We start from the raw sequence: 14,259 nt of genomic DNA on the forward strand, positions 1-14,259 counted from the left end.
TTTGCCATCTCCCCCATTGTTATTTGCAAACTCAGGAAGCATTATCCAACCTTTTCTTTATGACAAGTTGTCCCCCAACGTGCCTATTCCTATCTTACTAAAAGCCCCTCTTTTATTTTTAATTATAGTTGCTGTCCCCTTTAACATATCACCTATAACGTTAGGAATCAAAGGCTTATATTGACTCAAAGACTGCCAGTTACATTCGCAAGCTAGTCTTCGAAAGTTTCAAGAGAGGTGTTTCCTTCAAAACACCTCATCTAAAAACTCTTCCATAGTCCCAGCCTTTGCAGCGGGCAGACTATCAGCTTGACGCAAGTGATGATCAGCCTCATCAATGTGGATAGTATCGTCAAATCCAAGGATATAACGCAGTGAGATACGATAGATACACTCGGTCGGAGCGAGTCCATACACTTGATGTTTAAAGATATGGCGAATGCGTTTCTCCGAATCAGGAAACGCCTTCTTCAACCCTTGACTATTATACAATCGCTTCACAATCTCTGTAATGTATTGCCCCGACTTCATATACAAGTCAGCGAATGTCTTACGTGGGTCATCGAAGCAACCAGGGTTCTCCTCTTCTAATAAGTCTACCATCTTACGCACCACCTCCTTAGGCGTGAAGATCTGATTTGTGCGTTGCGCAGGGATGTAATTGAATATATCTTCCTTGTTAGAAGGCTCAAAGTAATTGGCAAGACGCTTCCTCAACGCCATGAACTCTTTAACGGAATCATTGAAAACTACCTCATCGAAGAAGTGACCAGGGCTATTCTCCGTTTTCCCTGTCTCCTCATTTACAAACTCACCACCATCTCTCAACAAGCGGAACTGCGCCTTCGTCACACTTGTCACCTCTAAGAACACCTCCTCTGGAATAGCCTGATCGAAGTTCTGCAAGGTGGTTGCTTCATCGCCATAAGCCATCAAGAACGATGGTATTGTACGTGAGAAACCACGGAGATGATTGCGAACAACCTCATTCACATCGCTTTTCTTCACATCAATACGCTGTTGCTCATAGGTCTCGGCAACAATCTCTGCACTCTTCTCAAGCAACTCCTTCGACTTTCCTTGCACTGTCTTCTCTAACTCCTTGTCTATCACCTGCTTATCAGCCTCATACCGCTTTCGGATGTCGTGTTGCTCTTGTGTTGTCTTACCAACACACTCCTCCTTACATTGATGGTCCAACGTGTTCTTCTCAACGGCTGCTTGATGACAATACTTACCTATCTGCTCATTCACAGCCTTCTTGATTCTCACTGCGGCAAGACCCTGATTTCGTTTCGACAATGCCTCCTCCTTCGATTCTTCATGCTCTTTGGCATGGGTCAGTAAAACGCTTGTCAGCTGTTCACTCACACTATCAATCATCTGTTCCTCGGCACTCTTTCCCTTCTTCTCTTTCGCCTGGCTATACCGCTCGAAACTCTCTTCAATGATGTTATCCATTGCTTCTTTCGGTTCACCATATATCTTATCTCCAAACAATCTTGCCTGTCTCTCTGCCACCTGATTGGCACTCGGTTGGGCATTCCCATCGGCATCTATCTCATGAGATAATTGCTCCACATCATCGGTATTAATGCTGTTCTTCTTCGATTCTTTTATAGCATCAAACTTATTGATAATGCTGATGACACCTGCAGAACACCCATAGATATTGGAGATATTAGCGAAGAGGAAGTTACTCATAAAGCCACTTCTCACCACCTCCTTAGAGCGTATTCGTCGAGGAATAAGCATCACCTGTTCGGCATCCAGTGCCTCCATCTCGCCCTGCTCATCCTCGCCTATCACGGGGAAGAAGTTGAGTAGCTCTCTGATATGCGCCTTTCTCGTGTCGATGTCGCCACCTCCCGACGCCGTCTCTGCCGTTAGTCCGTTTGCCATCTCCTCATAGATACTTAGCGTGCGGGCTGGGTCAAAGTCGAAGACGTAGGCATTCTCTTTCCTATGATACCGACCATCAGCATCTATATAAAGGTGTGGTGTCTGCGCACGAAACGCCGTTTGCATATACTGGGCAGGGCTTTTCATATTGCTGAGTATCAACACCGCTGTCCATTCGGGGATAGTTACTCCCGTTGTCAACTGCCCTACGGAGAGCGTAATCGTGCCTTGCGGATGTTCCGCAATGGCTTTCCTTACACGCATCAAGGAACTCTCGTCCTCTATAATCTCATCGTTATCGGTCTTGCCGTCACCTGCTGCAACAACAATCTCAATGCTTGCGAACTCTGGATGTCGTTGTGTGTCTCTTAGCTTCTTAGCCAATGCCTTTGCCGAATCAACACGATTCAACAACCAGAAACTATGCCTTATTTCATTGCGCAATGCCTCTGTTGAGAACGGATAACGTGCTTGTCTGCTGAGCGCATCGAGCCATTTATCCACCGACTCATCATGCACAAAGCGTCCATGCTCTACTCGGAAATACCACGAGTCGGCAATGGCTGGACGATTCGTAACCACTAACACATTCCGAAACTGCATCTTCATGCAAAGGTCATAGACGGCTAATGTCTTACCAAAACGGGGCTTCGCATTCCATAGATATTCGCTTTCTGGACTATTCCGAAAGCTCTCTATCGTCTTGCGAACAGCCTCTCCCCCATCCCCTCTCCGAATGTTAAAACCCCACCCAGCCTCCCCCAAGGGGAGGAGTGCCTAACGGAAGCCAGCTAGGAAAAGGCACTCTTAATACAAAGGGGGCGTCTCTTTGATGTAAGGAGAGGCTCTTCTCATAGCAACGAAACGCCCTTCTCGAATGGAGAAGGGCGTTTCCTTAATTTAAAAAAAAGCCTCCCCAAGCCCCTCCAAAGGAGGGAATGTCTTACCCAGAGGCTTTTTCTTTGATTCCAAAATACAATTATCTCTATTCCTGCTTAGCATTAACTTGCAAGCTAATAGCAGTATTCACGCCCCTCTCCATTCGGAGAGGGGACGGGGGTGAGGCTGTAGATGGACGGTTGTTTGGCTGGTTGTGGACGGTTGTTTGGCTTTTTGTTGTTTGGATAAGGCTATGTATTCTATCTAAAAAAACTATGATATACAAATCTTTTTCTTACCTTTGCAGCATATAACAATAGATGGTCTGTTTAGCAAACCACAATAGATTAACGATATAAAAACAAAAAGATGAAACCTACATTATTACTTCTTGCGGCTGGAATGGGAAGCCGCTACGGTGGTCTCAAGCAGCTCGATGAGCTCGGACCCAATGGTGAAACAATCATGGACTACTCTATCTATGATGCCATCCAGGCTGGTTTTGGCAAGATAGTATTCGTCATTCGTAAGGACTTCGAGGACCAGTTTCGCAAGCAGGTACTATCTAAGTATGAAGGACATATCCCTGCCGAGCTAGTCTTCCAAAGCATTGATGCACTGCCAGAGGGCTTCTCTGTACCTGAAGGACGTGAGAAACCATGGGGCACCAATCATGCTGTTTTGATGGCAAAGGACGTTATCAAGGAGCCTTTCTGCGTCATCAACTGCGACGATTTCTACAATCGTGACTGCTTCAAGGTCATTGGTAAGTTCCTAGCCGACCTCCCCGAAGGTGCTAAGAACAAGTATGCTATGGTTGGATTCCGCGTTGGTAACACCCTTAGCGATAATGGAACTGTGGCACGTGGTATCTGTTCTACGAATGCAGAAGGTAACCTCACAACGGTTGTGGAACGCACCGAGATTGAGCGTCGTGAGGGCGAAGTGAAATACAAGGATGAGCAGGGCGAGTGGGTAGCAGTGAGTGATAACACCCCTGTCTCTATGAATGTATGGGGCTTCACACCTGATTACTTCGATTATAGCGAGGCTTATTTCAAGGAGTTCTTATCGGATCCGAAGAACATAGAAAACAAGAAGGCGGAGTACTTCATACCGCTAATGGTGAACAAACTCATCAACGATGGCACTGCAACAGTGAAGGTGCTTGACACGACGAGCAAGTGGTTTGGCGTTACATATGCCGCTGATCGAGAGAGTGTCGTTGCGAAAATTCAGTCGTTGATAGACGATGGTACTTACCCAGCTAAGCTATTTTAAATAAAGAAGTCATGGGGATGTGTGACCTGTGCGCTGGTAAGGAACGATTGTTCTAAGCCCCATAAGTCATGCACCCCAGCTTTTGATTTCTCCTTCCTTTTCGACATATAGGATGTGAAGGAAGGATTGTTTCACCCCTACAATATCTATAAGTAGAACAACACACAATGGATTTAAACTTATTAAAACAGGAGGAGCTTGCCTCATTACGACAGTTGCTTACCACTGCGAAAAACATTGTTATCTGTGCTCACAGAGCACCTGATGGTGATGCCATGGGCTCTTCTCTGGCATGGATGAACTATCTGAATGGGATAGGAAAGACCAACGTGAAGGTGTGTATGCCTGATGCTACGCCCGACTTCTTACATTGGTTGCCTGGTAGTAACACCGTCATTCGTTATGACCGACGCCCTCGTGAGGTGGAGCGAATCTTTAAAGAGGCTGATCTGGTGTGTTGTCTCGATTTCAATCAGCCCTCCCGTGTGGATGCAATGCAGGACGCTTTGGAGTCGTCGGAAGCCCCCCGTTTGCTCATCGACCACCACTTGGACCCTGATGAAGGGTGTGCGCTGGCTATCTCTAGACCAGATATGTCGAGTACAAGTGAGATTGTTTTCCGCCTCATCTGTCAGTTAGATGGATTCGAGACGATGACCCGTCAGTGTGCTGAATGTATATATTGTGGTATGATGACAGACACTGGTGGCTTCACATATAACTCTTCCCGACCAGAGATCTACTACATCATTGGACAGTTACTAACGAAGGGGATTGATAAAGATGAGATCTATAACCGAGTGTTCCACAACTATTCTACGAACGCATTGCGCCTTCGCTCGCATATAATCCTTAATAAGATGAAGGTCATTGAGGAGTTACATGCTTCGTATTATACGGTGACGAAGGAGGATATGACGCAATTCCACTTTGTTAAAGGAGACATGGAAGGACTCGTGAACATACCTCAACAGATCAAAGGACTTAAACTCAGTATATCGTTAAGAGAGGATACTGAGAGGCAAAACACCATCTTGGTGAGTCTAAGGTCATGTAACGGGTTCCATTGCCAGCCCATGGCTACAAGGTTCTTCAATGGTGGTGGACATGCAGATGCAGCTGGTGGTAAACTGAATTGTACGCTTGATGAAGCGGAACAGGTGGTTATCAAGGCGCTACTTTATTATAAGGATCAATTACAAACAAAGGTATTATGAACTTATTAGAACTATCACAAAAGCGATTCTCAGTACGTAAATTCACAGCCGAACAGGTATCGGAAGAGGACTTAAAGTATATTCTTGAGGTGACACGCATGGCTCCTTCGGCAGTGAACAAACAGCCTTGGAAGTTCGTTGTGGTCAAGTCGTCAGAGGCACGCAAGCAGTTGCAAGCCTGTTACAAACGTGAGTGGTTTGCCTCAGCACCGCTTTACATCATTTGTATGAAGGCTGTGGAAGGCTGTTGGGTACGCTCGGAAGATAGTAAGTCACACGGAGATATTGACGTAGCCATTGCCACAGAACACCTTTGTTTGGCTGTTGCAGAACGAGGCTTAGGCTGTTGTTGGGTTTGTAATTATGATGTAGCAAAAATCAAAGAGGCATTCCCTAGAGCTGGATATGAGGCAGTTGCGATTATTCCTATTGGTCACATCGCCCCTGACTGTCCGATGAATGAGAAGAAACGGAAGCCTTTGGAGGAGATAACGGAGACGATATAACTTAACCTCGTCACGCCTTTCACCTTATTTATCAACTTACACCTTATTATATATATGCGCTTTATTGGAAACCTTCTGTGGTGGCTCTTCGGTGGACTGGAGGCTGCCATCGGTTATTTCACGGGGAGTCTTGCCATGGCATTGACCATCGTTGGCATCCCTGTCGCTATACAAACTTTCAAGCTCGGATTGCTTTGTTTATGGCCGTTCGGGGCTGAGGTGCATAACACCGACAATACTTTCGGGTGCCTCACAGTACCCCTTAATATCATTTGGATTATCTTCGGTGGCTTGTGGGCATGGCTTTGTCATGTCTTCTTCGGCCTCCTCTTAGGGATAACCATTATAGGGATTCCCTTCGCAAAGCAGCACTTCAAGATGGCAGGATTGTGCCTTGCTCCCTTTGGAAAGGATGTTACGTTGAACTTATAAAAAACTCTTTATAATTCTTGGTGGAGCCACGAAAAGTCTGTAACTTTGGCGAAAAACATAGGAGGTAACGCCCATGATTACGCTAGACAACTTCAACCAAGAATACACTGACCCGATAGAGGAACAGAGAATACGCCATTTCGTTTGCATGGAAATGGGGCGACGTATCCACCGATATATCAAAGCTATGCACGGAAGTAAGCAACAGATGTTGCGCTTCGAGGAGCATTTAAAGGACTTATCGTTGGAAGAGAAGGAGGCAGCAATAGCCCATTACATCGACTTGAACCGCAAGGTTATCAAGGGATTAGATATGAAGATCGTCCTAGCTCGTGCTATGGCGAACTATTCCGACACCTTTGATTATCTTGTAACGTTGGTCAATGACAAGCGAAAGATGGTCAGATACTTGAACTTGATACGTGAGATTTACATCAAGTATCACGAGGTGATCGAACGCAATGGACGCTTTGGTATCCTCGACCATAGGGGTCGCACGCTCGTAGAACCTAAGTATGAGTTCCTCCGCACATGCTATGTTTATGTGGACGACTTGCGTACTATGCCGCTAATAGCGCAACTGGACGGCAAGTTGGGACTGATTCTTCCAGATGGTAAAGGCACCGTTGTGGCACCTTTCATATATGATAGTATATCGCTAAGAGACGAACCGCCGTACTTTGAGGCACGCATTGGTGACAAAGAGGTGTTGCTTGATACGGAAGGAAATGAGCAAGCCAAAGAATCCGAGTAAGGCTCATCTCCATGCGTTGTCATTGGTTGCTAGGGGTCTTGAAAGGCTTGCGTAAATCTTTACAAACAAATGACTAGAGGCTTTGAAAGACCTACGTAAACCTTTATATACAAATAGCTGAAGGCGTCAGAAGTTCGATTAACAGAACTTCCGACGCCTTCTAGCGTATGAAATAATACTCTTTATTAGATCTTCTTCAGCAAGTTTGCCAAGCCATCAAGCTGACTTTGCCATAGACTTATCTTATCGTTGACCTTCTGAACATCAAGGTTTTGATTCAACTCGGGCGTATCGCGCTCTTGTTTCAACAAATAGATGTACTGGCTAACGAGCTCCATTTTAGCTTGAACTGTCTTCTTCTTAGGGTAACCACGCTTGTCGATCTCACGTTGATATTGTGCAGATATATCGTTAATCTTGCGTCCTACCTCTACATACTGGCTCAACCACTGCTGGTAAACAGGGTTTACAGTCTTGTTCTCTAGTGGTGTTTTGTTATCCGAACTGCCCACTGGCTCATAAGTGCTCTGCGCCATTACCATTGTAGGAAGTGCTATCAGAGCCATTACCAATAACTTTTTAACTCTCATAATCTTATTCTTTTAAAATCAAAAATAGGCTGCAAATATAAGCGAAAAGCCACAAAGAACCAAAGTTTTTTCGTACTTTTGCATGAGACTCAACCCTACTTAAACTTCTTTTAAGCATATTCGTTGAGTGTAGATAAGAATTATTAAGAGTTATGAATAAGTATATCGAGGTAAAAGGAGCACGGGTGAATAACCTCAAGAACATTGATGTCAAGATCCCTCAAGGCGATTTCGTCGCTATCACAGGTGTATCGGGTTCGGGCAAATCGTCCCTTGCTTTCGACACACTCTACGCTGAAGGACAACGCAGATACGTAGAGAGTTTGTCGGCATACGCACGTCAGTTCCTAGGGAGAATGTCGAAACCTGAGGTCGACTTCATCAAAGGCTTGCCCCCAGCAATAGCCATTGAACAGAAGGTGATAGCACGTAATCCACGCTCAACAGTGGGTACTTCGACTGAAATATACGAGTATCTCCGTCTGCTTTACGCTCGTATCGGGCGTACCTACAGCCCCATTTCAGGCGAGGAAGTGAAGCATCACTCCGTTGAAGACGTCATTGAACGTGTAAAAACATACCCTGAAGGGACGAAGTTCTGCATTCTCTCGCCTCTACATGTGGTCGAGGGACGCTCTCAAGAGGCACAACTTGAGATGGAAATGCAGGAGGGCTACTCTCGTATCTACGTCAATGGAGAGTTCATTCGCATAGAGGATTGGCTTGAAGAGCACCCTGTAAATGAGGCTGATAAGCAACAGAAAGATAAGAAGAAACCATCGGAAGAGAAAGAGAAAGCCGAAGTCTACCTTGTGATAGACCGTATGTCGGTGGAGAACTCAAAGGATGCTACCTCTCGATTAACCGACTCTTGCGAGACAGCCTTCTATGAGGGAGACGGCACTCTACGCTTGATGATACTGCCCGCAAAGCTCACTTACACCTTTTCTACACGTTTCGAAGCTGATGGAATACGCTTTGAAGAACCCAACGACAACATGTTTTCATTCAATTCACCGCTCGGTGCGTGCCCTACCTGTGAGGGTTTTGGCTCCGTGATAGGCATTGATGAGAAGTTAGTAATACCTGACTCGGGGCTATCAGTGTATGATGGTTGCGTGCAATGTTGGCATGGTGACAAGATGGAAGCATGGAAGGAAGAGTTCTGCAGACGTGCTGCTCAAGACGACTTCCCCATCTTTAAGCCCTATTTCGAGCTTTCGAAGCAAGAGAAGGAGTGCCTTTGGAAGGGACTACCAAGCGATCGGAAGAAGGATATACACGACCGTATCTGCATTGATTCATTCTTCCAAATGGTCAAAGAGAACCAATATAAGATTCAATACCGCGTCATGATGAGTCGTTACAGAGGTAAGACTATATGCCCAGAGTGCCGTGGAACACGATTAAAAAAGGAGGCTTCATGGGTGAAGATAGGCGGACGTGCAATCACAGACCTCGTTGATATGCCTATAGCTGAGCTCAAGCAATGGTTTGACAAGCTGCAACTTACGGAACACGAAAAGGAAGTTAGCAAGCGACTTATCACTGAAATCACTCACAGACTACAATTCCTTTTAGACGTGGGATTGGGTTACTTGACCCTAAACCGCCAATCGAACACATTGAGTGGAGGTGAGAGTCAGCGCATAAACCTCACCACCTCGCTTGGATCCTCACTCGTTGGATCGTTGTATATACTTGATGAACCCTCCATCGGACTGCATAGTCGCGATACTGATAGGCTCATCCACGTACTCAAAGAGTTGCAAGCTCTGGGCAACACAGTGGTAGTTGTGGAGCATGATGAGGAGATTATGCGGGCTGCGGATTACTTGATTGATGTGGGACCTGACGCTGGTAGGCTCGGAGGAGAGATTGTTTTCCAAGGCAAAGTGTCGGATATTAAGCGCATTGACCCCACTGGTAAGGACAAAGAAGGCAATGCCGAATCGAAGAAACTACTATCAGAATACCCGAAATCACATACTATTCAATATCTTACGGGGGCTGAAATGATCCCAACTCCAACCTCTCGTCGCCCTTGGAACATGGCTATCGAACTGAAAGGAGCACGCATGAACAACCTCAAGGGGATAAATGTTCGATTCCCTCTGAACGTCCTCACAGTTGTAACAGGGGTGAGTGGTAGTGGTAAGTCGTCGCTTGTCAAGGGCATTCTCTACCCTGCCATGAAGCGCAGACTGGATGAGGTTGCTGACGTTCCAGGCGAGTATTCAAGTCTTGGAGGCGATTGGAAGCAGATTAAACACGTGGAGTTTGTGGATCAAAACCCCATCGGTAAGAGTACAAGATCTAATCCGGCGACTTACGTGAAGGCGTATGATGAGATCAGAAAGCTATTTGCTGAACAGCCATTAGCCAAACAGATGGGCTTCAGCCCACAGTTCTTTTCGTTCAACATAGACGGTGGTAGATGTGAAGAATGCAAGGGGGCGGGTGTCATAACAGTTGAGATGCAGTTCATGGCAGACCTTGTCTTGGAGTGTGAAGCCTGTCACGGGCAACGTTTCAAACGTGAGATTCTTGATGTGCAGTTCCATGGTAAGAACATCAATGACGTGTTGAATATGACCGTATCAGAGGCTATTCAGTTCTTTACGGAGCATAAACGACGTGCGATAGTAAATAAGTTAAAGCCCTTAGAGGATGTTGGTTTGGGTTATATCAAGCTCGGTCAGAACTCGTCCACGCTGTCAGGTGGAGAGAACCAACGTGTTAAATTGGCTTATTTCATTGGTCAAGAGCAACAGGAACAGACGCTTTTTATCTTCGACGAACCGACTACAGGACTTCATTTCCACGATATTAAGCGATTGCTCAAAGCCTTCCATGCACTCATCGAACGTGGTCACAGCATCCTAGTCATCGAACATAACCTTGACGTCATCAAGTGTGCTGACCACGTCATAGACCTTGGTCCCGATGGAGGAGACAAAGGGGGACGCCTCGTGATAACTGGTACTCCAGAGGAAGTCGCCAACTGTAAGGAGAGTCTTACGGGTCAGTACTTGAGGAGAGGGAGCCTTTCTTAATCCAACAAAAGGCCTCCCCAAGCCCCTTCGAAAGGAGGGGATGTGTTCCCCCAAAGCCTTTCTTTCTATCGAGAAGAAGCCTCACCCCCAACCACAACCAGCCTAACTCCTAACCATCTACAGCCTCACCCCCAACCCCTCTCCGAATGGAGAGGGGCGTGAAAACTGCTAGTAGGAAGGGAGAGGATGGTTAGCAGAAATAGAAGTAATAATATTCTAGAATTAAGGAAACGCCCTTCTCCTATCGAGAAGGGCGTTTCCTTATGTCGAAAAGAGCCTCTCTTTACATCAAAGAAACGCCCTCTTCATTTGCAAACAATAGTATTCACGCCCCTCTCCATTCGGAGAGGGGACGGGGGTGAGGCTGTAGATGGGCGTGGGTAAGGCTAGTTGTGGGCGTGGGTGGAGCCTCTATACTTACGGATAAGGGGCGTTGGGTGCCCCTCATAATATCGGTGTTTATCAAAGGCGAAAGCCATCTGTTCTTGTGCATCCCACCCACAGATGAAGCTGTTGTAATCGGCATCCTTGAGCATTACCTCACGATAGTATATGTGCGTCGCATCCCTCCCGTAATCACTATCTTTATTAATGTCATCACTCGAATCAATCGTTAATAACAACGATGGCAAGGGGCTGAATGTGGCTGGATCAGCCCCCTTGACCAGTCTATTCTTCCAATAGACATGGCGCAAATCCTTACTCCAATCGGTGTAATCAAGCGATTGCAAGTGCTTTAAGTCAGTACATGAAGGCATCTTCAGAAGCTCAGAGTTATAGACTGATTGCCCATAAGTATAATAGTTATCATTGATGTTTGACGGCGTTAATAGTCGATAATCTTTCAATTCGCGAGGCTGTCCATCGTAATAAACACAGGTCTTATCCTGTCCCACATGCTTATTGTCTTTATAAGTAAAGAACGTGGCGGCATCGGCACCCTGCACCACCTTATCTTTAAAATACACCTGTTTCTTGTCCTTGGCGTACAGTTCGTTCAAGCCTTTAAACGACTTCCAATCGCTGATCCGAAGCCTCTTTGCACCTTCTTCCTGCGCATTATCACCCAAGTAATAGGCGTATTTACAATCCAAATCCCAGTTCCCTTTACCCATGCGGAACGTCTTATAATCGGCGACATGATAGGGCTTTCCATAGATAAAACAGTCCTTCCCGTCGTAAGCCTTGCCGTTCTTTCCCACCTTAAAGGTCGTTGGATCAGCCCCTTTTAACACCTCCCCAAGATAGTAAACATGGTTTTTATCCACGCCATAATCGCCCTCGTTGGTCATAACCTGGAATGTCTTGGCATCCGCCCCCTTAACCTCTTGAAGCATATAATACACATGGTTTCCATCCATCGAGTAGCTTCCGCCGATTTCATCTCCAATCCGTTTATAAGTGAAGAAGTCTGCTCCTTTGGGCAACTCTTGCGCTAATGGACTCACAGCTAAGAGTATGCTGAGTGCCAGTAATATAATAGGTGCACCCGAGATGATATAAAACAACAATGCTTTCCCATGCTTCCTTGCCATCTTCTTAGCCATGAAGAGCAAGGGAATGATATATACAGGATAAAGCCAGATAACGAGTGTAACCACCCATCTGGATATATCAATAGCCAGTGGAACACTGCTTTGGTCATATAAAAAGACCGTCCCCAAGGCAACTAAAGGCCATGCAAGAAGGAGTGAAAGGAGTAACATCGAAAAGAATATCTCACCGACTGTTACCTGTCCTCCCATGCGTCTCTTCATCCACGAACAACATTTATCTATCATTCCCATAACGATTCCTTGTATTTTAGTTAACTTGCTGCAAAGATACAAAAAAGGGGTGAAGAAGTGGACAAGTCAAAATAATTTGCTATCTTTGTGGGCGTGTTTATGGTACATGAAAACCTAATCTTTATGTAGACCAATATAACCAATACCTTATTATATAACTATATCCTCATGCAAAAGAACAGATTCTTTCTTTTACTGATAGTCGTTACTTTCAGTTGTGCCATGCGTGCGCAACAAGCCATCGGACTCATTCCTCAACCGCGCGAAATCGTTGCAACGGGTGGAACACTGCGTTTGCCCGCTTCGTTCTCGATAGGTGGTCAACAACTTCCAGATACTATCTTGACGGAAGCCAAGAACTTCGCTGCCCATTACCAGCAGGTGACTAACCACCAACTCAAGGTTTCGAAGAATCTTAAGAACCCTTTTATCCATCTCATCCACACGACTACTGAGGGCGCAGAAGGCTATCAACTTCATATCACGCAGCGTGATATTACGATTAAGGCAACGACTACAGCGGGTTTTTTCTATGCCTTCCAAACTATTAAAAAGCTCCTGCCACCAGCCTTCGCAGCCCGTCAGAAGATGGAGAAGACAGCCCTCACACTCCCTTGCATGAGCGTTTCGGACAGTCCACGTTTTGCTTATCGTGGCTTCATGTTGGACGTAGCTCGCCACTTCTTCGGCGTCTCTGAGATTAAAAGACTGCTTGATCTCATGGCGAACTACAAGATGAATAACTTTCATTGGCACCTCACTGACGATCAAGGATGGCGTATCGAGATAAAGAAATACCCACGCTTAACCACCATTGGAGCTACTGCTCCAGGTACGAAATACTCGGATGTGAAGTTGGGAGAAGTGCGTAGTAACGAACCTTACGGACCCTTCTTTTACACACAAGAGGAGATTCGGGAGGTCGTAGCTTATGCTCATCAGCGACATATCAACGTGATTCCTGAAATCGATATGCCCGGTCACTTCATGGCAGCAATGGCCGCTTACCCAGAGTATAGTTGCGACCCTGCAGGGCAGCACAGCGTTTGGACAGAGTGGGGAGTATCTCATGATGTGTTGAATGTGGCTAATCCTGCAGCCGTGGACTTCGCTCGTGACATATTAAAAGAGGTGTGCGATCTCTTTCCCGGACGCATTGTTCACATCGGAGGAGACGAATGTCCAGATGATGCGTGGCGGCAGAATGAGGAGTGCCAAAGCCTCTATAAGACAGAAGGACTCCATAACTACCGACAGTTACAGAGCCGTTTTATCAAGCAGATGGCGGATTATCTCCATTCGAGAGGACGCACGACAGCGGTGTGGAACGAGGCTATTACGGCTGAAGGAACAGAATTGGAACTTATCAAACAAGCGGGTGTAAAGGTTTATTGTTGGTATCCCGCAGCCCAGTCGGCACGCATGGCAGCAGAGCAGAAACTCGATAATGTCGTGACCTTCTTCGGCCCTTATTATATCAACAGGAGGCAGAGTACGGCTGCAGATGAGCCTAACGCAGCAGGCAAAGGAGCGGATAGCTTGCGTGTAACCTATTGTGTTAAACCTGTTCCCGAGGGCTTACCAGTATCATTGCAAACCTATTATCAAGGTGTGCAAGCGACGTTTTGGACAGAGCATGTAAAGACAGTCTCTTACCTAGAATACCTCGCTTTGCCACGTCTCTTGGCTGTTGCTGAAGCAGGATGGACGCCCGAAAAGCTCAAAAACTACGATAGTTTCCGTGAAAGAGTGTCGAAGGATGCAGCCTACCTAAGCCTTGCTGGCTTCAATTTCTGTCGACGAGATCTATTGAAGAAGTTTGTCGATAAGATACCTGTCAAGCCCTTGCAGTAAT

Annotated in this window: 10 protein-coding genes; 7 read left to right on the plus strand and 3 right to left on the minus strand. The window is 46.1% G+C overall.

Annotated elements, in window-relative coordinates; translation table 11 throughout:
* Nucleotides 1-246: 246 nt before the first annotated feature.
* Entirely contained in the window at nucleotides 247-2,667 is a 2,421-nt protein-coding gene (locus F0475_RS05015; RefSeq protein ID WP_234422962.1) for a hypothetical protein, read from the minus strand.
* Between the two features lie 483 nt (nucleotides 2,668-3,150).
* Here F0475_RS05015 and F0475_RS05020 point away from each other — a divergent pair, with 483 nt between their 5' ends.
* From F0475_RS05020 to F0475_RS05040, 5 genes are all read left to right on the plus strand, one after another.
* Nucleotides 3,151-4,062 (plus strand): glycosyltransferase family protein, encoded by a 912-nt coding sequence (locus tag F0475_RS05020; protein WP_009435947.1) that lies wholly within the window; start codon nucleotides 3,151-3,153, stop codon nucleotides 4,060-4,062.
* Between the two features lie 167 nt (nucleotides 4,063-4,229).
* Complete coding sequence (locus F0475_RS05025; protein WP_155715753.1) at nucleotides 4,230-5,279, plus strand: DHH family phosphoesterase; 1,050 nt, start codon at nucleotides 4,230-4,232, stop codon at nucleotides 5,277-5,279.
* Nucleotides 5,276-5,785, plus strand: coding sequence for a nitroreductase family protein (locus tag F0475_RS05030; RefSeq protein WP_155715754.1), 510 nt, complete (start codon nucleotides 5,276-5,278; stop codon nucleotides 5,783-5,785). The genes F0475_RS05025 and F0475_RS05030 overlap by 4 nt, the downstream gene beginning before the upstream one ends.
* Nucleotides 5,786-5,839: 54 nt before the next feature.
* Nucleotides 5,840-6,217 carry a YccF domain-containing protein gene (locus tag F0475_RS05035; RefSeq protein ID WP_155715755.1) on the plus strand — a complete coding sequence of 126 codons (378 nt, stop codon included), beginning with the start codon at nucleotides 5,840-5,842 and terminating at the stop codon, nucleotides 6,215-6,217.
* A 73-nt stretch (nucleotides 6,218-6,290) separates the two neighbouring features.
* Complete coding sequence (locus tag F0475_RS05040; protein ID WP_155715756.1) at nucleotides 6,291-6,971, plus strand: hypothetical protein; 681 nt, start codon at nucleotides 6,291-6,293, stop codon at nucleotides 6,969-6,971.
* A gap of 185 nt (nucleotides 6,972-7,156) precedes the next feature.
* On the opposite strand, the gene F0475_RS05045 is transcribed toward F0475_RS05040, so the two are convergent.
* Nucleotides 7,157-7,561: a hypothetical protein gene (locus F0475_RS05045; protein ID WP_009435776.1), complete on the minus strand. Its 405-nt coding sequence runs from the start codon at nucleotides 7,559-7,561 to the stop codon at nucleotides 7,157-7,159.
* A 152-nt stretch (nucleotides 7,562-7,713) separates the two neighbouring features.
* On the opposite strand from F0475_RS05045, the gene uvrA reads away from it, so the two are divergent.
* Entirely contained in the window at nucleotides 7,714-10,617 is a 2,904-nt protein-coding gene (uvrA, locus tag F0475_RS05050; protein WP_155715757.1) for an excinuclease ABC subunit UvrA, read from the plus strand.
* 386 nt (nucleotides 10,618-11,003) lie between these two features.
* Here the strand turns inward: uvrA and F0475_RS05055 are convergent, their stop codons facing one another.
* Entirely contained in the window at nucleotides 11,004-12,398 is a 1,395-nt protein-coding gene (locus tag F0475_RS05055) for a DKNYY domain-containing protein (RefSeq protein ID WP_234422963.1), read from the minus strand.
* 174 nt (nucleotides 12,399-12,572) lie between these two features.
* On the opposite strand from F0475_RS05055, the gene F0475_RS05060 reads away from it, so the two are divergent.
* A complete protein-coding gene (locus F0475_RS05060) occupies nucleotides 12,573-14,258 on the plus strand; it encodes a beta-N-acetylhexosaminidase (RefSeq protein WP_155715759.1) in 1,686 nt (561 codons plus the stop codon).
* Nucleotide 14,259: the final 1 nt, after the last annotated feature.

The sequence above is a fragment of the Prevotella vespertina genome (assembly GCF_009728485.1).
Classification (GTDB): domain Bacteria; phylum Bacteroidota; class Bacteroidia; order Bacteroidales; family Bacteroidaceae; genus Prevotella; species Prevotella vespertina.